Source organism: Tateyamaria pelophila, assembly GCF_019966495.1.
In the GTDB taxonomy this organism is placed as follows: Bacteria; Pseudomonadota; Alphaproteobacteria; order Rhodobacterales; family Rhodobacteraceae; genus Tateyamaria; species Tateyamaria pelophila.
Window position 1 is genome coordinate 38,558 of record NZ_JAIMIA010000024.1, and the last position, 20,495, is coordinate 59,052.

Annotated in this window: 21 protein-coding genes, 1 tRNA gene, 1 pseudogene and 2 riboswitches; of the genes and pseudogenes, 13 read left to right on the forward strand and 10 right to left on the reverse strand. The window is 57.0% G+C overall.

Annotated elements, in window-relative coordinates; genetic code table 11:
• Positions 1-10 precede the first annotated feature (10 nt).
• From LC354_RS10090 to LC354_RS10110, 5 genes are all read left to right on the forward strand, one after another.
• Complete coding sequence (locus LC354_RS10090; protein WP_223423454.1) at positions 11-817, forward strand: ABC transporter ATP-binding protein; 807 nt, start codon at positions 11-13, stop codon at positions 815-817.
• Positions 818-871: 54 nt separating this feature from the next.
• On the forward strand, positions 872-1,732 hold the full coding sequence (locus tag LC354_RS10095) for an ABC transporter permease (protein ID WP_223423456.1): 861 nt from the start codon (positions 872-874) through the stop codon (positions 1,730-1,732).
• The gene (locus LC354_RS10100) at positions 1,732-2,577 is read left to right on the forward strand and encodes an ABC transporter permease (RefSeq protein ID WP_223423457.1); all 846 of its coding nucleotides are present in this window, start codon (positions 1,732-1,734) and stop codon (positions 2,575-2,577) included. The genes LC354_RS10095 and LC354_RS10100 overlap by 1 nt, the downstream gene beginning before the upstream one ends.
• Before the next feature lie 49 nt (positions 2,578-2,626).
• Positions 2,627-3,607: an ABC transporter substrate-binding protein gene (locus tag LC354_RS10105; RefSeq protein ID WP_223423459.1), complete on the forward strand. Its 981-nt coding sequence runs from the start codon at positions 2,627-2,629 to the stop codon at positions 3,605-3,607.
• Positions 3,608-3,732: 125 nt separating this feature from the next.
• On the forward strand, positions 3,733-3,987 hold the full coding sequence (locus LC354_RS10110; RefSeq protein ID WP_223423461.1) for a hypothetical protein: 255 nt from the start codon (positions 3,733-3,735) through the stop codon (positions 3,985-3,987).
• Here LC354_RS10110 and LC354_RS10115 read toward each other — a convergent pair whose 3' ends face one another.
• Entirely contained in the window at positions 3,988-4,542 is a 555-nt protein-coding gene (locus LC354_RS10115) for a L,D-transpeptidase (protein WP_399203323.1), read from the reverse strand. It abuts the gene before it with no gap.
• A 220-nt stretch (positions 4,543-4,762) separates the two neighbouring features.
• Positions 4,763-6,418: an energy-dependent translational throttle protein EttA gene (gene ettA / locus LC354_RS10120; protein WP_223423462.1), complete on the reverse strand. Its 1,656-nt coding sequence runs from the start codon at positions 6,416-6,418 to the stop codon at positions 4,763-4,765.
• 362 nt (positions 6,419-6,780) lie between these two features.
• On the opposite strand from ettA, the gene LC354_RS10125 reads away from it, so the two are divergent.
• Positions 6,781-7,395: a nicotinate-nucleotide adenylyltransferase gene (locus tag LC354_RS10125; protein WP_223423464.1), complete on the forward strand. Its 615-nt coding sequence runs from the start codon at positions 6,781-6,783 to the stop codon at positions 7,393-7,395.
• 47 nt (positions 7,396-7,442) lie between these two features.
• Positions 7,443-8,933 (forward strand): D-alanyl-D-alanine carboxypeptidase/D-alanyl-D-alanine endopeptidase, encoded by a 1,491-nt coding sequence (gene dacB, locus LC354_RS10130; protein WP_223423466.1) that lies wholly within the window; start codon positions 7,443-7,445, stop codon positions 8,931-8,933.
• Between the two features lie 129 nt (positions 8,934-9,062).
• Here the strand turns inward: dacB and LC354_RS10135 are convergent, their stop codons facing one another.
• On the reverse strand, positions 9,063-10,295 hold the full coding sequence (locus LC354_RS10135) for a D-amino acid dehydrogenase (protein WP_223423468.1): 1,233 nt from the start codon (positions 10,293-10,295) through the stop codon (positions 9,063-9,065).
• Between the two features lie 57 nt (positions 10,296-10,352).
• Positions 10,353-10,463, reverse strand: a riboswitch (glycine riboswitch).
• A 14-nt stretch (positions 10,464-10,477) separates the two neighbouring features.
• Positions 10,478-10,565: riboswitch (glycine riboswitch) on the reverse strand.
• A 172-nt stretch (positions 10,566-10,737) separates the two neighbouring features.
• Positions 10,738-11,163, reverse strand: coding sequence for a tellurite resistance TerB family protein (locus tag LC354_RS10140; RefSeq protein ID WP_223423470.1), 426 nt, complete (start codon positions 11,161-11,163; stop codon positions 10,738-10,740).
• A 175-nt stretch (positions 11,164-11,338) separates the two neighbouring features.
• Here LC354_RS10140 and LC354_RS10145 point away from each other — a divergent pair, with 175 nt between their 5' ends.
• Both LC354_RS10145 and LC354_RS10150 read left to right on the forward strand, forming a co-directional pair.
• Positions 11,339-12,916: a lysine--tRNA ligase gene (locus tag LC354_RS10145; protein ID WP_223423471.1), complete on the forward strand. Its 1,578-nt coding sequence runs from the start codon at positions 11,339-11,341 to the stop codon at positions 12,914-12,916.
• 99 nt (positions 12,917-13,015) lie between these two features.
• Positions 13,016-13,417, forward strand: a complete 402-nt coding sequence (locus tag LC354_RS10150) for a DUF4864 domain-containing protein (RefSeq protein ID WP_223423473.1) — start codon at positions 13,016-13,018, stop codon at positions 13,415-13,417.
• 19 nt (positions 13,418-13,436) lie between these two features.
• On the opposite strand, the gene LC354_RS10155 is transcribed toward LC354_RS10150, so the two are convergent.
• The gene (locus LC354_RS10155; protein ID WP_223423474.1) at positions 13,437-13,835 is read right to left on the reverse strand and encodes a c-type cytochrome; all 399 of its coding nucleotides are present in this window, start codon (positions 13,833-13,835) and stop codon (positions 13,437-13,439) included.
• A gap of 234 nt (positions 13,836-14,069) precedes the next feature.
• Between LC354_RS10155 and LC354_RS10160 the strand changes: the two genes are divergently transcribed.
• Positions 14,070-16,352: a glycosyl hydrolase family 28-related protein gene (locus LC354_RS10160; RefSeq protein WP_223423476.1), complete on the forward strand. Its 2,283-nt coding sequence runs from the start codon at positions 14,070-14,072 to the stop codon at positions 16,350-16,352.
• Positions 16,353-16,386: 34 nt separating this feature from the next.
• On the opposite strand, the gene LC354_RS10165 is transcribed toward LC354_RS10160, so the two are convergent.
• The gene (locus LC354_RS10165; protein WP_223423477.1) at positions 16,387-17,037 is read right to left on the reverse strand and encodes a hypothetical protein; all 651 of its coding nucleotides are present in this window, start codon (positions 17,035-17,037) and stop codon (positions 16,387-16,389) included.
• Positions 17,038-17,142: 105 nt separating this feature from the next.
• Between LC354_RS10165 and LC354_RS10170 the strand changes: the two genes are divergently transcribed.
• Both LC354_RS10170 and LC354_RS10175 read left to right on the forward strand, forming a co-directional pair.
• Positions 17,143-17,613 carry a DUF427 domain-containing protein gene (locus LC354_RS10170; RefSeq protein ID WP_223423479.1) on the forward strand — a complete coding sequence of 157 codons (471 nt, stop codon included), beginning with the start codon at positions 17,143-17,145 and terminating at the stop codon, positions 17,611-17,613.
• A gap of 70 nt (positions 17,614-17,683) precedes the next feature.
• Positions 17,684-17,959, forward strand: coding sequence for a TFIIB-type zinc ribbon-containing protein (locus LC354_RS10175; protein ID WP_223423481.1), 276 nt, complete (start codon positions 17,684-17,686; stop codon positions 17,957-17,959).
• A 27-nt stretch (positions 17,960-17,986) separates the two neighbouring features.
• On the opposite strand, the gene LC354_RS10180 is transcribed toward LC354_RS10175, so the two are convergent.
• The gene (locus LC354_RS10180; RefSeq protein WP_223423482.1) at positions 17,987-18,325 is read right to left on the reverse strand and encodes an EamA family transporter; all 339 of its coding nucleotides are present in this window, start codon (positions 18,323-18,325) and stop codon (positions 17,987-17,989) included.
• A 151-nt stretch (positions 18,326-18,476) separates the two neighbouring features.
• Positions 18,477-18,896 (reverse strand): hypothetical protein, encoded by a 420-nt coding sequence (locus tag LC354_RS10185; RefSeq protein ID WP_223423484.1) that lies wholly within the window; start codon positions 18,894-18,896, stop codon positions 18,477-18,479.
• A 164-nt stretch (positions 18,897-19,060) separates the two neighbouring features.
• Between LC354_RS10185 and LC354_RS10190 the strand changes: the two genes are divergently transcribed.
• Positions 19,061-19,459: a hypothetical protein gene (locus LC354_RS10190; protein ID WP_223423485.1), complete on the forward strand. Its 399-nt coding sequence runs from the start codon at positions 19,061-19,063 to the stop codon at positions 19,457-19,459.
• A gap of 45 nt (positions 19,460-19,504) precedes the next feature.
• Here the strand turns inward: LC354_RS10190 and LC354_RS10195 are convergent.
• A pseudogene (locus tag LC354_RS10195) lies at positions 19,505-19,933 on the reverse strand (hypothetical protein).
• A 253-nt stretch (positions 19,934-20,186) separates the two neighbouring features.
• Positions 20,187-20,263, reverse strand: a tRNA-Arg gene (locus tag LC354_RS10200).
• Positions 20,264-20,495 lie beyond the last annotated feature (232 nt).

Below are 20,495 nucleotides of genomic sequence, written 5' to 3' on the forward strand. Positions count from 1 at the left end.
CGAACTTCCGATGCCAGGCTTATCCTCAGCCCATGCAAGTGGTGCGCCGGTCATTTCGGCGCATCATCTCGACCTGACCTTTCAAACAAATGATGGGCCGGTGCATGCGTTGAAGGATGTTTCGCTGGATATCGAAAAAGGTGATTTCGTCAGCTTTATTGGTCCGTCCGGCTGTGGCAAGACGACGTTCCTGCGCTGCATGGCGGATCTGGAGCAACCGACGGGCGGGACAATCACCGTAAACGGAACCACGGCCGAGAACGCCCGCAAGGCGCGCGCTTACGGGTATGTTTTTCAGGCGGCCGGGCTTTACCCGTGGCGCACGATCGGTGGAAACATCAAGCTGCCGCTTGAAATCATGGGATACAGCAAGCCCGAACAGACAGAACGCATGCAGCGTGTTCTTGATCTGGTTGAGTTGTCGGGATTCGAGAACAAATTCCCATGGCAATTGTCCGGCGGGATGCAACAGCGCGCCTCGATCGCCCGGGCGCTTGCCTTTGATGCAGATATCCTGCTGATGGATGAGCCGTTCGGTGCCTTGGACGAGATCGTGCGGGATCACCTGAACGAGCAATTGCTCAAGCTTTGGGCGCGGACGGAAAAGACTATTGCTTTTGTCACACATTCCATCCCCGAGGCTGTCTATCTGTCCACGAAGATCGTGGTGATGTCGCCGCGTCCCGGGCGCATCACCGATGTGATCGAGAGCCCGCTGCCCAAGGAGCGGCCCTTGGATATTCGGGAAACCCCGGAGTTCCTCGAGGTGGCCCACCGGGTCCGCGAGGGATTGCGGGCGGGGCACCAAGATGACTGAGCGGCCCTCCGGGGGGAGTTTTTCTGGCAAGATGAAGCATCGCGGGCAGATGCGATGAAGAGTTTTGTGCCCGTCTGTACCGTCGTGCTTTTTATCTTCGGATTTTGGTATCTGGCTGCGATCTGGCTGAATGCGCCGTGGGCCTACGACAAGGCGACGCGCGCGGGTGTTGAACTGACGACCTCCGAGCTGGTCGCGGATACCTGGTCACAGGAAAAGCCCAAGCTTCCGGCACCGCATCAGGTCGCTGTCGAGATCTGGAACACCACTGTCGAAAAGAACATCACGTCAAAGCGCTCCTTGATTTATCACTCATGGATTACGTTGAGCGCGACTTTGTTGGGCTTTGTTCTGGGAACAGGGCTAGGCATTCTTTTGGCGGTTGGCATCGTCTATAATCGGGTTATGGATCGTTCGGTGATGCCATGGGTAATCACCAGCCAGACCATTCCGATCCTCGCGCTTGCACCGATGATCATCGTTGTTCTGAATGCGGTCGGGATATCGGGGTTGCTGCCCAAGGCGATGATATCAATGTATCTTTCGTTTTTTCCGGTCGTCGTCGGCATGGTCAAAGGGTTGCGCAGCCCTGAAGTCATGCAACTTGATCAGATGCGAACTTGGAACGCCAGCGCTTCCCAGACTTTCTGGCGGCTCAGGCTGCCTGCATCGATGCCGTTCCTCTTCGCCTCCTTGAAGGTGGGTGTTGCGGCCAGTCTGGTCGGTGCCATCGTGGGCGAGTTGCCGACCGGAGCCGTGGCAGGGCTGGGTGCCCGTTTGCTGGCAGGCAGCTATTATGGGCAGACGATCCAGATCTGGTCCGCCTTGATCATGGCGGCTGCGTTGGCGGCGTTGTTGGTGTCACTGGTCGGGATCGTACAGCGGGTCACTCTCAAGCGGATGGGGATGGTCTGATGGGCTGGATCGTCTTTGCCATGGTTGCCTGGATCATCGGCTGGGGCCTGAACATCTGGCTGTCGCGCCAACCGCCGACGGGCCCGGTGCGCCTTGCGATGCCGATCATCTTTGGCTTGACCCTGATTGCGATATGGGAGGGCGTTGTGCGCGGTTTCGACGTCTCTTCCGTACTGTTGCCCGCGCCGTCGGCAATCGGCGTCAGATTTGCAGCCTCGGGGGCCATCCTGTGGGAAGATTTCGTCCAGACTGTGATCAAGGGTGCGCTGACCGGGTACGTCATTGGCTGTGGCAGCGCTTTTTTGACGGCTTTGGTCATCGATCGCTTTCCGTTCTTTCGGCGCGGATTGCTGCCGGTCGGAAATTTCGTGGCAGCGTTGCCCGTGGTGGGCATGGCGCCCATTCTGGTCATGTGGTTCGGGTTTGACTGGCAATCCAAGGCGGCTGTCGTCGTCATTATGGTATTTTTCCCAATGCTGGTAAACACGGTACAAGGGTTGCAGGCGTCGAATGCGATGCAGCGCGACCTGATGCAAACCTACGCTGCGACACCGCAGCAGACGCTGCTGAAACTGCGTTTGCCCATGGCGATGCCGTTTGTGTTCAACGGCCTCAAGATTGCGACGACGCTTGCATTGATCGGTGCGATCGTTGCTGAATTTTTCGGCTCACCCATTCGCGGAATGGGCTTTCGTATCTCGACCTCCGTGGGGCAGCTTGCGCTTGACCTTGTCTGGGCGGAGATTGTTGTCGCAGCGCTCGTGGGATCCGCCGCTTATGGCGCCGTTGCCCTGATTGAACGCGCCGTGACGTTCTGGCATCCATCACAACGGGCTCGCACGTAAAATGACGTCCGAAGAAAAACCAAGAAGAAAAGCAACAAGGAGTACACAAATGAAAACGATAGCAACCTTTGCCACCAGCATGGCCTTTGGCCTTGCAGGCGTTGCAGCCCAAGCGGCCGATGATATCACGTTGCAGCTCAAGTGGGTCACGCAAGCCCAGTTTGCGGGCTACTACGTGGCGCTCGACAAGGGATTTTACGCCGAAGAAGACCTGGAGGTTACCATCAAACCCGGTGGACCGGATATTGCGCCAGTGCAGGTGCTGATGGGCGGCGGCGCTGACGTCATGGTAGACTGGGTGCCTTCCGCATTGGCAGCACGTGAAAAGGGTGCGCCGATCGTGAATATTGCACAACCGTTTGCATCGTCGGGCCTCATGCTGACCTGCCTCAAGGAGCACGGGATCAACAGCCCGGCCGATTTCCCGGGTCATACACTTGGCACGTGGTTCTTTGGCAATGAAATCCCACTGTTTTCCTGGATGGGCAAGCTTGGGATTGCAACGGATGGATCAGAGGGTGGTGTGACCATTCAAAAGATCAATTTCAACGTCGATCCGTTGCTCCAAAAGCAGGTCGAATGCGCGACAACCATGACGTATAATGAGTATTGGCAGGTGATTGATGCGGGTCTGACCCCGGACGATCTTGTCATTTTCAAATACGAGGATGAGGGGATTTCGACGCTTGAGGACGGGCTCTACACAACCGAAGAAAACCTTGCCGATCCGGCGATGGAAGACAAGCTCGTTCGGTTTGTTCGCGCCTCGATGAAGGGTTGGAAATATGCTGAAGCCAACCCGGACGAGGCTGCAGACATCGTGCTTGAAAATGATCTTTCTGGCGCACAGACCGAAAAACACCAGAAACGCATGATGGGTGAAATTGCCAAGCTGACCGCTGGGTCGGATGGGACATTGGATGTATCGGCGTTTGACAGGTCGGCAGAAATCACAATGGAAGGCGGTATGATCTCTGTGGCACCCGAAGGGGCATGGACACATGCGATCACGGATAAGGCGCTGCAATAAGCGTATTTTGGCCTCTCGGGAAAAGGCTGGCCGCAGGGCTGGCCTTTTTCATTTTTTTTCTAGACATTTAAATGGCTCGCCCCATTTCGTAACTTCTCGACGGGAGTAAGACAAGAATGACCAACATGGAAAACCTGCAGCCGCATTTGGATGAACAAACGCGCCAAGATCAGATTTACAATGATGCGATGCTATCCCTTCAAGCAGCCAAGCGTGATGACGAACGGAATGGCTATGCCGTGATGTCGGCCGCGATGGGCTATGGCGAGGGATCTATGGGCAACGGCATCTTTGCCAAGATCACCCACGGCGCACAGCTGTTTTGCATCGCCTTTGCGTGCGCTGCGCCCCCGTTTCTTGTCTGGTACGTGCTGCTCTGATCACAAGACGGTAACGACGGTGCCGATTGGTACGCGCTGATACAGATCAGCGACGTGTTCGTTCAACATTCGGATACATCCGTTTGAGACGGATGTACCGATCGTATTCGGCTGTGTTGTGCCATGTATCCGGAAATAGGTATCAACGCCATTCTGGAACAGATAGAGCGCCCTTGCGCCAAGCGGATTGTTCGGCCCGCCGGGCATGATGTCCTGATTTCCTGCAAATTGGCCATATAATTCCGGACTCCGCTCGATCATTTCATCGGTCGGGCGCCAGGTGGGCCATTCTTTCTTGACATCAATTGTCGCGCGGCCGGTGAATTCAAGGCCCGCACGTCCAACCCCGACGCCATAGCGGATCGCTTTGCGTTCTTCCGTCACCCAATAGAGATAATAGCTGCGCGGCAGCACGAGGATTTGTCCGGGCGCAAAATCCTTTTTGATGCGGACTTCCTGTGGGGTTGGGTCGAACGCAAGTTCGGCCTGCGTCGGCATTGTGGTTGCGGTCAGAGTGGCGGCGGCGCTCAGGCCAATAAAACGTCGACGATCCATACATGAGGCTCCTTACTTTTACAGAACAAGAATGCCCGAATGGCGTTATGGGTCAAGAGGGAGGCGGTGATTGAAACGGCCGCCCTTTGAACAGCGCGCTTCAAAAGGATCTATGTGTTCAACCAGCAGGGGCAGGCTTCGCGCTTGGCGAGTATGCGGGCCATCTGTGCCAGCTCGCATACTCATCTCCTGCCTGATCGGGCCTTGGAAGCGGCCAGTGTCAGCGAGCGAATTTCTTGTGCTTCATCCGCTTTGGTTCCAGCGCATCCGGCCCGAGGCGGCGCTTCTTGTCCTCTTCGTAGTCTTCGAAATTCCCTTCGAACCACTCCACGTGGGCGTCGCCTTCGAAGGCGAGGATGTGTGTGCAAATCCGGTCAAGGAAGAAGCGGTCGTGGGAGATCACCACTGCGCAGCCGCCAAAATCGACCAGCGCGTCTTCGAGGGCGCGCAGTGTTTCAACATCCAGATCGTTCGTCGGCTCATCGAGCAACAGGACGTTGCCGCCTTCTTTCAGAAGTCGCGCCATGTGAACACGGTTGCGTTCTCCGCCCGACAAAAGACCAACTTTTTTCTGCTGGTCGCCACCCTTGAAATTGAAGGACGAGCAATAAGCACGCGAGTTCACTTCCGCATCCCCCAATTGGATCAGTTCGGCTCCGCCCGAGATGGCCTCCCAGACGTTATCATCCGCGTTCAGGTCATCGCGGGATTGGTCGACATAAGACAACTCTACCGTATCACCGACTTCGACGGTGCCCGCATCAGGCGTTTCCTGACCGGTGATCATTTTGAACAGCGTCGACTTGCCTGCACCGTTGGGTCCAATGACTCCAACGATCGCGCCGGGCGGGATGGAGAAGTCGAGGTTCTCCATCAACAGTTTGTCACCCATGTGCTTGGACAGACCTTCGACGTCGATCACCTTGGAGCCCAGCCGTTGGCCGTTGGGGATGACGATCTGGGCGTAGGCCAGTTTCTCGCGCTCGGATGTTTCCAGCATGTCGTTGTAGGAGTTGATCCGGGCCTTGGATTTCGCCTGACGGGCCTTGGCCCCCTGACGCATCCACTTGAGTTCGCGTTCCAGTGTTTTCTGGCGGCTTTTGTCTTCGCGGGCTTCCTGTGCGAGGCGTTTGGCCTTTTGTTCGACCCATGAGGAATAGTTGCCTTCCCATGGTACGCCCTTGCCGCGGTCCAGTTCCAGGATCCAGCTTGTGATGCTGTCGAGGAAATAGCGGTCGTGGGTGACGATCAGGATCGTACCCTTGTAGTCGATCAGGTGCTGTTGCAGCCAAGCGATGGTTTCCGCGTCAAGGTGGTTGGTTGGTTCGTCCAGCAACAGCATTTCGGGCGCTTCGAGCAGCAGCTTGCACAACGCCACGCGGCGGGCTTCACCCCCCGAAAGTGTCGTCACATCGGCATCGTCGGGGGGGCAACGCAGCGCTTCCATCGACACATCGATCTGACTGTCGAGGTCCCAGAGGTTTTCGGCGTCGATCTGATCCTGAAGCTTGCCCATCTCGTCGGCAGTCTCGTCGGAGTAGTTCATCGCCAACTCGTTGTAGCGATCCAGCACGGCCTTTTTCCTGGCCACGCCCAGCATCACATTTTCGCGCACGGTCAGCTCCGGATCGAGCTTGGGTTCCTGCGGCAGGTAGCCGACTTTGGCCCCCTCGGCGACCCATGCTTCACCGGTGAAATCAGTGTCTATCCCCGCCATGATCTTCATCAGCGTGGATTTACCCGCGCCGTTGACGCCCACAACGCCGATCTTGACGCCGGGCAGAAAGTTTAGGTGTATGTTTTCAAAACACTTTTTTCCGCCCGGATAGGTCTTGGACACGCCGGACATATGATAGACGTACTGATAAGCGGCCATGAGAGGGCTCCTTCGGAAAAGCGGATCGGTTTCCCGTCAGATACAGGCGCACTCTTGCGTGTGCAATGGCGTGTCGCACCTTTGCTTTTGCGGGGTTGCTGTTTGTCTGGTCGCGCCATCGTACTGGACGACTTTGGAGCAGATAGACCAAGTTACTCAGAGCAAACGTGACGGCGCGATATGGCATTCTGCGGACTGACGCGATGATCCTTGGAGCCTTGTCCGTGCGGTATGGAATCGGCCGGACCTGTAAAAAGGCGGCACGCCTGCATCCTTTTGAAGTGGGTTTGGTGGGTTGATAATCGGCGGCGTCTGCTGTTGTGTCCTGACGTGATAATCTGATCCCAACCGGACGGTCGTTGATGCGCCATGCCTTTCCCATTGCCCGACCCGGCCAGATCATCGGCCTGCTGGGGGGGTCGTTTGATCCGGCTCATGCGGGCCATGTCCATATCACCTGCGAGGCGTTGAAACGGTTTGGCCTTGGTCAGGTGTGGTGGCTGGTAAGCCCTGGCAACCCGCTGAAAGCCAACGGTCCTGCTGCTCTGGAGCATCGGATGGAGCATGCCCGGCGCGTCATGCGCCACCCGCGCGTCAAGGTGACGGACATCGAGGCGGAATTGGGAACGCGGTACACCGCGCAAACGCTGGCCGCTTTGTTGCCGCTTTATCCCGGTGTGCGTTTCGTGTGGCTGATGGGCGCGGATAATCTTGCCCAACTGCATAAATGGCAAGACTGGCGCTGGATTATGGATACTGTGCCCGTTGGTGTTCTGGCCCGCCCGGGTGATCGGATATCGGCCCGGCTGAGCAAGGCCGCGCGGCTCTACGCGGCCCACCGGATTTCGGCCCAGAACAGCCAAATGCTGGGAACTGCAGAGGCTCCGGCCTGGTGTTTCGTGAATGTGCCCATGTCATCGCAGTCATCAAGCGCCATCCGCGCATCCGGGTTATGGGGCCACGCCAACGAAAAGTGATGTTTTGACCGCTTGTTCGTCGGGTTCGGCTGCGCTTAGATACGCGTATGAAGAGAACCATTTCGAGACGTTTGTTTTTGGCGGCGACGGCGAGTGTTGTCGCGCAGGCCGTAGTCGCAGCGCCACCGGCCGTTTCCCTGCGCCCGGTTGTGCGCGGGGCGGACCATTTCAAGAAAACGGTCAGTGGCGGTGAAGCGATTGTCGCTGCTGCCAAACTGAATGGGCGCGTGAGTTTCACGGTTGCGGATGCCAAAACGGGATTGCGCCTCGAAGGGCTCGATAGCAAGACCGGGCTACCTCCGGCCAGCGTCGCCAAGGCGGTGACCGCGTTGTACGCGCTTGATACGCTCGGGCCCTCTTATCGATTTGAGACACGACTGGTCGCGACGGGCGGCGTGTCCGGCGGGGTGGTGCAGGGCGATCTCGTGTTGGTCGGCGGCGGTGATCCGACGTTGAGTACAAATGATCTGGCCGCTCTGGCGCAGGCTCTGAAGGACAAGGGCATTCGGGAGGTGCGCGGTGACTTCAGGGTCGCCGAAGGCGCCTTGCCGTACACACCGACGATCGATCGTGATCAACCCGATCACGTGGGCTATAGCCCGGCTGTCAGTGGCATCGCGCTGAATTTCAATCGTGTCCATTTCGAATGGCGTCGCGCGGGCAGCGGGTATGGTGTGACGATGGATGCGCGTTCGGACCGGCTGCGGCCCGCGGTGGCGATGTCCAAGATGGAAGTCGTCAACCGTAGCTTGCCGGTTTATACCTATACGGATGGCGGCCGTGTGGACACTTGGACAGTGGCCCAACGGGCGTTGGGCAACGGCGGCGCGCGCTGGCTCCCGGTACGCAAACCGGCTATGTATGCGGGCGATGTTTTTCAGACGCTCGCCCGGTCTCAAGGTATCGTCCTGAAAAACCCCGAAGTTGTGGACGTAGCCCCCGCTGGGACAACATTGGCAACCCATCAAAGCGATGATTTGCGCAGTATCCTCAAGGGGATGCTTCGGTATTCCACGAATATCACGGCCGAGATGGTCGGCATGTCAGCGACGGCCAAACGCATCGGCAAGGTGCCGAGCCTGAAAGCATCAGCGTCGGAGATGAACCGCTGGGCCAATGCCACAATGGGAACGCACAATATGGCTCTGGTGGATCATTCGGGATTGGGCAGCAGCAGCCGGATGACATCCGATGACATGGTCACTGCCTTGGTCAAAGTCCACAGCAACGAAACGCTTCGCCCGATCCTGAAACCGGTGGTGATGCGTGATCAGCAGGGCCGTCCGACAAAAAGCCACCCGATCAAGGTGGATGCCAAGACGGGGACGCTCAACTTTGTGTCCGGGTTGGGCGGCTATATGACCGCGCAGGATGGGACGGTCATGGCTTTTGCAATTTTTGCCGCGGATGAGGAAACGCGGGGGCGGCTGTCCAAGGCCAACCGCGAGGCGCCGAAGGGGGCGCGGCCCTGGAACCGGCGCGCCAAGACGATGCAGCAAAAGCTGATTGAGCGGTGGGGTGTGCTCTACGGCACGTAACGCCGCGTGGATTGCGTCCATGGAGGCGATACCAGCGGCCCGCTCAAACTCGGATCTGAGTCCAGTAGAATTGCCGCCCTGACAAGCGGCAATTCTGGACAGGTTGGCTTACCCCGTGCCGACCTGCAATCAGGCGGCGTTGCGCATTCTTTCTGAATCGACAACATCAGCGGTCAATTGCGCCGTTGCTGCGGAAAGCGTCCAGCCCAGATGCCCGTGCCCGGTGTTGTAGTAGACGCCGGGTTTCGACCCCGGGCCGACCTTGGGCATCATTGATGGCAACATGGGTCGCAGTCCCGCCCATGGCACGCAATGCTCGGTCGAGACATCCGGGAAGAACGTTTCGCACCAATCGCGCAGCGGTTTGACCCGATCGTCGCGGATGTCGAGGTTGTAGCCGTTGAATTCGGCCGTGCCCGCGATACGGAACCTGTTTTTGCCCAAACGGCTGGTCACGACCTTGGCCTCGTCATCCAGCAGGCTGACCCAGGGTGCTGCTGCTTGGCTGGCGTCGTCATCAAGGTTGACGGTGATCGAATACCCCTTGACCGGATAGATGTTCACGCGGTCACCCAGTTCGGCCGCAATGGCCCGGCTGCCGACGCCTGCGCACACAACGATACCGTCAAAGTGCTGCTGCTCGTCACCATCCTTGCAGGTCCAGTCCAGACGGATTCCGGTGCCCGTGTGGTGGATGTCGGTGACCTTGGATTTGTAGTGAAAGATCACGCCAAGCTTTTCGCAGCCTTCGCTGAGCTTGCGGGCATAACGGTGAATGTCACCGGTGAAATCGGTTGGCGTGTAAAATCCACCGATGGTTTCGGTTTTCAAAGCTGGTTCCAGCTTTTGGACTTCAGCTGCGGACAGTTCCTGGCGCTCAAGCCCGCCCTTTTGCAGCATGACATTGACGCGACGCGCGTGATCAAACTCGGATTTCTTTTTATAAACGTGCAAAATGCCACGTTTTTCGATGTCGAACTCGACACCGACCTCTGCTGCAAATTCAAGAAGGTGTTCGCGCGACGCGATGGCCAGTTCGGTGGATTTGATTGTGTTGGCTTCGTAGTTGGGGATATTGCCCATGAATTCGGCCATCCACGACATTTTATGCCAGCTGGGTCTGGGATTCACCAACAGGGGCGCATCCTTTTTCATCATCCATTTCAGACCCTTGAAGATCGTCCCCCAGCGGGTCCAGACCTCGGCATTGGAGGCGGAAAGTTGGCCGCCATTGGCGAAGGATGTTTCCATCGCCGCATAGCGGTTGCGATCGAAAACAGAGACGTCATAGCCACGGCGGGCCAGAGCGTAGGCGGTTGTGATGCCGGTGATACCGGCGCCGATTACGGCGATATGGGTCATTGGGGTTCCTCCCAAGGGACGCAGATGACATGGACACACCCGGCGGAATGCCGGATTGCGTCCCCATCTGTTGCGTGACCTGAGAGTTTGACACAGGATCAGATGCCTGCGCTTTCTCCGTCGGTGGATCAGGGGCGTTAAGCCTGACCGCTCTCCAGATTGTCGATGTTCCCGTTGCAGGGGCGGCTGGCACGGTTCGTGGTGCCTGAGAGTTTCCGGGGCGTTGCTCCTTCGGCGGCGGAGTTACCCGCTCTCTCCCATGTCAGCCTTATCGACTGCGCGTGCTATAGGAGTGCTTGGTGAGTCGGGTCAACGAAATTCGAGGACCACGAGGCAGAAATATCATACTGCATAGCCGAGGAGTCAGTTCCGATGTTCATTAAGCACACCGGCAATCTTTCGCTTCGGCTTTTGCGCCACTTCCCAGCGGGAAGGGCCGGTATTACACCGTCATGTGTCTGGCGCGTGCGCCACGTTCGATAGCTGCCGCATGCAGGCGGTCAATGTTCAATTCATACCTGATTTCTTCGAGCAAGCGCAGTTCTGCATCCCCGAGCATTCCATCGGCCGCGGCCACGTCGCACGACAGGGCATAGGCGGTTTCAAACAGGCGTTCGGGCAGGGCGGTTCGGATGAGGCCAAAGAGCGCATCAAGCCCGTCTTCCTGCTCAAAAAGGTCAAACACGATCTGCATAACCACATTGAACCGATCAACGTCATAGCCTGCAAAAACAGGCAGATTGTTGACGGTTGAATTGATCTTGACCAGTTCCGCGGTCCGAATGTCTTCGTCCGAGGCCGAAACAGCGATCATCAAGGCCACGAGGGCGTCCTGAGATGTGAGCGAAAGCGAAGTGGAAGTGGGCATTGGGGTATCCTGTGCGACGAACCTGTCACCTCCTCAATATTGACGCTATGGCTTGCCCGCAATAGGTAGCGGCGGGATCACGCCGGATGGGCGTGGATTCTGCCGTGCCGGAGCGCGCGGCCTTTTGTGAGGATGCCGCGGATGATCTGCGGCACAAGAATTTAGGACATACCTGATGTCGAGTTTGCGTGACGCTGCGATGACGAGCAAAGCATGGCCCTTTGAGGAAGCCCGCAAAGTGCTCAAACGCTATGAAAAAGCGCCGCCGGAGAAGGGGTATGTTCTGTTTGAAACGGGATATGGTCCGTCGGGCTTGCCGCATATCGGGACCTTCGGGGAAGTGGCGCGGACGTCGATGGTCATGCGGGCCTTTCAGGAAATGAGCGATATCCCGGCCAAGCTGATCTGTTTTTCGGACGACCTTGACGGGATGCGCAAAGTTCCGGGCAATGTCCCCAACCCTGAGGCCTTGCAGCCGTATTTGCAGATGCCGCTGACCTCTGTGCCTGATCCGTTCGGCACCCATGAGAGCTTTGGCCATCATAACAATGCAATGCTGCGGCGGTTCCTCGACACTTTCGGCTTTGAGTATGAGTTCATTTCGGCCACAGACTTTTACCGGTCTGGACAGTTTGATGAAGTGCTCGTACGGGCTGCGGAAAAGTATGATGAAATCATGAAAGTCATGCTCAAGTCGCTGCGCGAGGAGCGTCAGCAGACCTATTCGATCTTTCTGCCGATCCATCCCGAAACGGGGCGGGTGATGTATGTGCCGATGAAGTCCGTCAACGCGGCCGAAGGGACAATCACGTTCGACGACGAGGATGGCACAGAGATGACGCTGCCTGTCACCGGTGGCAAGGTAAAGCTGCAGTGGAAGCCCGACTTCGGAGCGCGCTGGGCCGCCCTTGGCGTTGATTTCGAGATGTATGGTAAGGATCACAGCACTAACACGCCGATCTATGACCGCATTTGCGAGATATTAGGCCAGCGCAAGCCTGAGCATTTCACCTATGAGCTTTTTCTGGATGAAAACGGCCACAAGATTTCGAAGTCTTCGGGCAATGGCGTCAGCATCGACGAATGGCTGACCTATGCCAGCGCCGAAAGCCTCTCGTATTTTATGTATCAGAAGCCAAAGACGGCAAAGCGGATGTATTTCGACGTAATTCCTAAAGCGGTTGACGAATATCATCAGCAATTGCGCGCCTATGTCGGCCAAGACGAGAAAGCCCGCCTGAACAATCCGGTTTGGCATATCCACGCCGGCGATGTTCCCGAGAGCGACCTCGTTGTCCCGTTCGCGATGCTGCTGAACCTTGCATCGGTAAGTTCGGCTGAGACGAAAGAGACCCTGTGGGGCTTTATCCATCGCTATGCGCCCGACACCGGCCCCGACAGCCATCCCGGGATGGATCAGGCCGTCGGCTTTGCGGTGCGGTACTATAATGACTTCGTCAAACCCGCGAAGACCTACCGCTTGCCCACGGATACCGAACGTGAAGCGCTTACCGCGTTGCGCGACGCGCTGGCGGCCTATGATGGGCCGGTGGAGGACGAGGCATTGCAGTCTGTGGTTTATGCCGTGGGGCGCGATCGGTTCGATCCGCTGCGAGGCTGGTTCACGGCCCTTTACGAAGTGTTGTTGGGGGCAAGTCAGGGTCCGCGGTTTGGCGGTTTTATCGCGCTTTATGGTGTCGACGAGACCGTTGCGTTGATTGATGAGGCGTTGGCCGGGAACCTGGTGGACTAAGTTAAAAGCGCCGCGTTAGTGCGCGAGCATTGTCAGCTTGATTTGCCCTGTTCCCCGATCGCTCTATGCTTCTGGGGAGAGGGCATAAGGGAGCGGGACATGCGAAATTGGATGTTGGCAGTGGTGTTGGCCGTTGGTCTGACAGGTGCCGTAAACGCGCAGGATGCTGAAATCGAGGGTGTGATTGGCAGCCAGATCGAGGCATTTCAGGCGGATGATTTCATTGGCGCCTTTGAGTTTGCGCACCCATCCATTCGCAATATTTTTCGCACGCCCGAGAATTTCGGGCGGATGGTCACCCAAGGCTACCCCATGGTTTGGCGACCCGCCGAGGTTACCTATCTGGAACTGCGCGATGTTGGCGGCGACCTCCGGCAAAAGGTGCAGATCGTGGACATGGACGGCGCCGTGCACCTTTTGGACTACCGCATGAGAAAAACGGCCGATGGTTGGAAAATCAGCGCTGTACAATTGTTGGCGGCTTCCGAATTGAGCGCCTGACATTGTCGGCGTCCCGGACCTATTTTTGAATTGTCTCTAACCAGGCGACAATATCGGCGACCGGTACACTGGTCATGATGTTTTGGCCAGATTGCGTTCTGAGCGCGATATTGCGCCCTTCGAAAAAGTCGCCAAACACCGGCATGGGTGAGCCATGGCTGACCAGCGGGTCGCGTCCGTCGATCCGGCGAATCACCCGGACCAGGGGAAACACGCCGTCGTTTTCGGCCTGGAGCTCGGTCAGATTTGTGGGCTGCAGAACAAGAGCGGGCCCCATCGGCCCTTTGCCATCAGCGTCGAGACCGTGGCACGTGGCACAATAGGTAAGATACAGGCTTTTACCTTCTTCGGTATCCTGCGCCACCGCCGAAGTTGTCAGAGACGCTGCGAGCAGTAGTCCGGCAAATACATGTTTCATGTCCGACCTCCAGTTTGACAAATTCAGTCTACGCCAGCCAGCGGGTTGTCGTCTTGATCAGGATCAATGCGGCGCGATGTTGCCCGTCGCCCGGGCTTCGCGTGCGGTGCTGTGAGCCGACGTTAACGCCTCGTTGATATTTATCCTGGCCGAACGGGTCGAAACAACCCCGACCGATGCGGGGTGTCCGTCATTACCGGGCGCGAGTGTCCGAGCTGGAAAAGGGATAGTTGGATGAACAAGGCGATCACTGATGGCGTGCTGCTGATGCCGCCAGCCTTTGCAAATGGTCTGGATGTCTGGTCAAGCGGCGATGGAACGCCGGGGTCTGACACCTATGAAAACGCGACCAATGCGGCCTTTGTGCCGGCGGATCAGGACTTTGGTGGAAGCCTTGAGCTGCAAAAAACGAACAACACCACGTCGCTGCGCTATATGGGCGAAACGCCCATATTTCCGGGGTGCTATCTTCGGGTCACGGCCCGCGTCAAAGCGATCAGCGGCAGCTTGCCCGCTGTGCGCATCGCGGCCTATGCCGCCCGAGGCAACGGACAGCCTGTTTCTGGCGTGACGACCGTGGGAGGATATGTAACACTTACCACCTATGGATCGGTTGTCCAAGTATCGGCCATCATCGGAACCGGCAACCGGAATGGCGTAGACATGGTCTGGGGGCCCGACGCGGTTTACGGCCACTTTGGTCTTGACCTGACAGGCCCCAATGGTGGCATCGTTCGCATCGACGATATCGTCATCGAAGATATCACGTCGGTTTTCTTGAGGGATATGATCCCCTACGTGGATGTGCGTGACTATGGCGCTGTCGGGGATGGTGTCACCGATGACAGCGATGCCTTTGATGCTGCCAGCGCTGCGGCCAATGGGCGGACGATTTTGGTGCCTGCGGGCACATTCCGGCTGAACAAGGATGTCGCTTTCGAAGAGCTGGCCAAGTTCGAGGGCACGATCAGCATGCCGACGGACAAGATTTTGCTGCTGCGCAAGTGCTTTGATCTGCCAACATACATCGAGGCATTCGGTGACGAAGAACTCGCCTTCAAGAAGGCGTTTCAAGCTTTGCTGAACAGTTCGGACCACGAAAGTCTGGATTTCGGTGGGCGCCGCGTCGCCGTTACCAGCCCGATCGACATGCAGGCCGCAGTGCCAAATCGCACGACCTTTGCCACCCGCCGCATAATCCGAAATGGTCAGCTGGAGGCGCAGGGCGAAAACTGGGAAACGTCCGTTGCCTACAGCAAAGCCACATATAGTGCGTCAAACTCGCGTAAATTGACCAATGTCCTCAATATCGCAAATATTGAGGTCGGATCTCTTGTTGAAGCCAATGGCGTCGGGCGTGAGATCTATGTTCGTAGCAAGAACGTGGGCGCGCAGGAAATTGAGTTGAACGCGCCTCTCTACGATGCCGAAGGTACGCAGACCTTTAAATTCAGTCGTTTCAAATATCTGCTGGATTTCAGCGGCTTTACCAAGTTTTCGAAGTTCATCATCTCGGATATCGAATTTCAGTGTAATGGAAAATCCAGCGGTGTCATGCTGGCACCGGCAGGACCGGTTTTTGAATTTCAGGACTGTTTCATCAGCCGTCCATTGAACCGTGGCGTGACTTCAATCGGTGGTGGCTGTCAGGGGATGTTGATTGACCGCTGTCAATTCCTGTCGAACGAAGAGTCATTGGAAGTCTCGGACCGCGTGTCCATTGCACTGAACGTCAACTCCAACGACGTCAAGTTGCGCGAATGCCGGGCAACGAAGTTCCGTCATTTCGCCATCATGGCAGGTCAGAATCACCTGATTTCCGGAAACCATTTCTTTCAGGGCGACGGTGTCGCAAACGGATTCCGCACGGCCGGCCTGGTGCTGAAGGATAATTTCACCTCAACCGTCATTTCCGGCAACTACATCGACAACTGTTTTGTCGAGTGGACCAACGAGGAAGACCCGACGCCCGCCTTCAACGAAGGCTTTTCCTTCAGCTCTTTGAGCATCACGGACAACGTGTTCCTGTCAGGCGACGTAGCGCCGTGGTTCTCTTATTTCGTGGTCAAGCCGCATGGAACCGGGCATTTCCTCAACGGTGTGACTGTGTCGGGCAACCGCTTTCGCTCGATCAACGGCACGATTGACAGGGCCGAACGTGTCGATACGAGCTTTTCCGATCTGGACCATAGTCGGAACCGGGAGGTCTATTTTGATGGCAACTCGTACCACAATGTGACCGAACAGGCACATAACCCGTTGATCGTGGAGCACACGCAAAACAACAACGCCAAGACCTGGACGATCGGCACCAACAAGCAACTGCCCTTTGATGGGTATTGCATGTTCGTGGATTCGGTTTCGCTGTCGGGTGACCTTCGAAATTCCGCAAGTGTGAAACAGTTCGAGATGCCTGTCGCCAAGGGTCGGATTGGATCGACTGAAGAAGAATTCAGCCTGGAATGGAGCACCGAAATGCGCGGCCAGATTCGCGCAACGGTTCGGATGGACAAATAAGCGCTGCTTGAGCGCGGCGGTTTGTTCATGCCGATCAAAAAGAGCGCCAGACCCCGAATTTGAGGGCCAAGGTACCGCTTTCTGCCTCGATGCCCAGCTGATAGCTGGCCTTTTCGGGGCGGGGCTGCCAAATCACGGAAGGGGCCAGCGTCGTCGCGCTGGCCTCGTCTGTTTGGCTGTGGAACACTTGCATCATCACTTTGAATTTGTCCGAAAGCGTCAACCCAAGGGTGGTGTCGAGTTTGGCAATGGTGCTGGTATCGCCCGCCGACCATTCGACCGCGCCGTCGATTGCCAACCACCCATTGCGTGATCCGACGGAAATCCCCCGCCCGTAGCTCAGTCCAGTCAGCAGCAAAAGGTCATTGCCTGCTCCGAACGTACTGCCAATGCCGACTTCGTAAGCCAGCTTGAAAGGGCGTTCATCCATCTTGATCGGCCTGCGCAAAAAGACAAAGCCGGTGCTGTTGCCGATCTGTTGGAGGGTCATATCCGCATCGAATTTGGCACCTATCGTCAGGTTTGGGCGGACCCCGTATTCGACATAAAGGCTGCCAGTCAATCGCCCGGTTTCCTCATAGACCGGGCCAAAGGCCAGAAAACCGGTGCCCGGCTCGCGCATCCATGCGCCGCCCATGGCCGGGCTGGCCAGCATCAGCATCGCGGTGAGAAAAAGGGGGCGCATACCGACGCTCCATTGGGGGAAAGACGTCCCGACTTGGCCTGATCTTGGTTAATAATCCGTTATCACGCCCTCGTCCTTTGGCGTGACCGGCTTATGTTTTTACCCATGGAACTTATAAGCGAAAATGTTCAGTCCTACCCCCGGCCTCCGGCATTGGAACCTGTGCCGCAACGCGTTCATGTGATCTTGGGCGGGGCGATCGTGGCCGACAGCACGGCCGCTTTACGGGTGCTCGAAACCCATCATGCGCCAACATACTATTTGCCGCGCGGAGATGTGATGGCGTCGCTGGTCCCTGCCTCAGGCACGTCGTTTTGCGAGTGGAAGGGGGCTGCGCAGTATTGGACCGTCGAAGCGGGCGATACGCGAGCGAACGGTGCCGCCTGGAGCTATGCCACTCCAAGCCCGCGGTTTGCGGCGCTCAAGGATCACGTTGCATTCTATGCGGGTAAAATGGAGGCTTGTTTCGTGGGCGACGAACGCGTGATGCCGCAACCGGGCGACTTTTACGGTGGCTGGGTGACGTCAAACCTGCAAGGGCAGATCAAAGGCGGGCCGGGGACACGCCATTGGTGATACCCAATTTTGCGGATGAATTTGCCGAACGCCCCCCTACCTTCGAATAGAGCAAAACAGGAAACACGCCATGCAATGCCCCATAGACGGAACCCCCCTCGTGATCACCGACCGCAGTGGCGTCGAGATAGACTATTGTCCGACCTGTCGCGGTGTCTGGCTGGATCGGGGCGAGCTGGACAAAATCATCGAACGCGCGGCGGCCTACACCACGCCCCCGCCTCCTCCGGCGGGACAGCGCCATGCGCCACAGCGTGACTATGACCCGTCACAAGGCTACGATCAGCCGCGCCGCAAGAAAAAGAAGGGCATGGGTGATTTCCTCGGGGATATCTTCGACTTCTGAGCACGGGTGCTGTGCGAACCGACGAACCTAGGCCAGACGCGCCATCAATACCATGGACATCAAGGCGCAGGCCAGCCCGGCATATTCTCGCGCCTGCAACGTTTCTCCGAAAAACACGGCGCCCAAAATGGCAAGTGCGATCAGTGTCAGCATGGAATAACCGACGCCTGCCTGTGCCAGGGTCAGGTGTTGGACGGCGTAAAACCAAAACAGGGCCGAAAGCGCGTAAAGGACGCAACCGGCAATCACCAGCAGCGATAGCACGGGTTTGTTCCCGTCGGCCGCCACTTTCAGAGCCACGTCCGCGACAATGACAATCATTGCGGTGGAGAAAGTCAGTGCAAATCCAAACATTATTTGTGTCATCAGAATTCCCCTTGTCAAAAAGGGCCGCGCGAATATTGCGAGCGACGTTTACAATGGCTCCAGCTTAGGCGCGTAATGCGCCGGTTGGGAAGTCGGGTATTCCAGACCTATGGCGTTACTCGCGCGATGCTGTGCGCGGCAGATGTCCGCCTTAGACTGAGGGGGCTGTCGTACAGGCTCGAAACGCCTGAACAGGCTCGGCGGCGCCATCCAGTGAGAACTGCGCTGCGGCTGTGGCTGTGAACGCGGTAGCGGAGCGGTTGAACTCGAGCCCATCCAAAACATTTGAAAACCCGGTATCGGTTACGGTCACCGTGCCGCCTTTGGTTTGATGTCTGTCGGTGGAAATGGTCAGAGGACGCGGGCCCTCGAAGCGAATGGAATAGACCGGCGCGCCGGGCCAGCCATTGGGCTGGGTGACGGCAATCGCATACAGTCCTGAACTGTGATCAAAGGTAAGTTTGACCGAAACATCGGCTTCCGTATGGTCCAATCTGCAAATGGGGTTCGACGTGAACTCCCAAGCGGAGGCCGGCAATGCAGTGAGCAAGAGAACGATGAAAATGCGCATGATAGCAAGGTAGGCCCGCAACGTGGGTTGGCCAGTTTTATGAGGTTCTGAACTCGTGCCGGACCCTGTCTTCTGCAGGTGCGATAGCCGCAACCCGGTGGCTGTGTTATGATTGATGAGTGTCGTTTGTACAGGCTGGTGATGAGTATTAAGCGGAGTATCGGATGAAACGTATTCTATTTATCGTGTTGATGGGGCTGGGTTTGCCGGCCGCTGCGCAATTCAATTCCGCCGCCGAGGTCAAGCCGATCCTCCAGATGACCAAGGCCAACTGGATCGCAGTGCGCGAATATGACGGACAGGACCTGCTCTATTTCACGCATTTGGAAGTGTTTCGCTGCGGGTTGGAGCGGATCACCTTTGCGGTGAACGGAGGGCAACCATACCTATGGCAAACGCCGCCCTGCGAAGGGGACGAGACATTCTCCGAAATACCGGTGGATCGGTTGCCTTACGTGGTTTACCCGCTGGGGTCGATTGCGACGGTGCGGGTGCAGTTGATCTACGACGATGGGACGATTGATGATGAAGTGTTTGAACGGGCGGCGGTGATGACGCCATGAGGGTAGGGTTGCTTTGTGCGCGGAGCACGCGCCCCAGGTCAGGCCTCATGACCAGTAAATGATGAGTGCAGCGCGGGCGATTGCGGACAGGAAGACCTTCGGGCACCTATCGTATCGGGTCGCAACGCGTCGGCAATCCCTCAGCCTGCCAAACATGATCTCGATCCCCAAGCAGCCCTCCACATTCGGCAGACTACCGAGCAACGCCCGTGTAATCGCTGTACCACTCCCGACAGGTGATGCTTGCATCGCCGAGAGCGATGCCCAGCCGTCACGAACAGATTCAGCGGGCGTCCTTGGCTGTCACAAACGCCGTGTCGCTTGGTATTCATGCCGCCCTTGGTCCGGCCCCCTCTGATGCATCACTGCGTGATACCCTGCCGGGCAGTGAACGCGCGGTTTTCCGTGGGACTTGGGAAAGAGAGGTTCCAGGCGCGCCATCTGGGCGTCACTTAACCAGAAAAGATCAGACATGTTCACCACTCGTTTTTCGAACTGTGAATCACGCCCCTAAACGGAAATCATGTGACGCCTGAGTTCCGTATCCACTTCTTTTCTCAATGCGTCGTTGAGCACGGCATTGAACACAGATTGGTCAATTTCGAAAATTGCGTGTTTTTCATCTTCGGTAAGGTACATTCTCGCTCCCGTCCGATTTTTTGCGATGCGCTTAAGCAGTTCCCTCGCACAAACAGGTATTCGATTAAGCAACGAAAGATGTCAAATCTGGCGATCCCGGGAGGACTCGAACCCCCAACATCCTGATTAGAAGTCAGGTGCTCTATCCAGTTGAGCTACGGGACCGTGTCTCTTTGATAACGGTTCAGAAAACGGATCGCAAGCCGCTGGTGTTTTCCTAACCGTCTGTATTCGTGCCTTCTTCTGGCCCCAGACCTTTGACTTTCCACCTAATGGATCGAAGCCACCGGCTTCTAGCCGGTCCGCTTCAGCGAATCTTTCTCTGATCTTCTCTCCTGAATTTTGAAACCCGCTGTGGCGGTATGGTTTCAAAATTCAGGAGAGAAGATCATGCGTT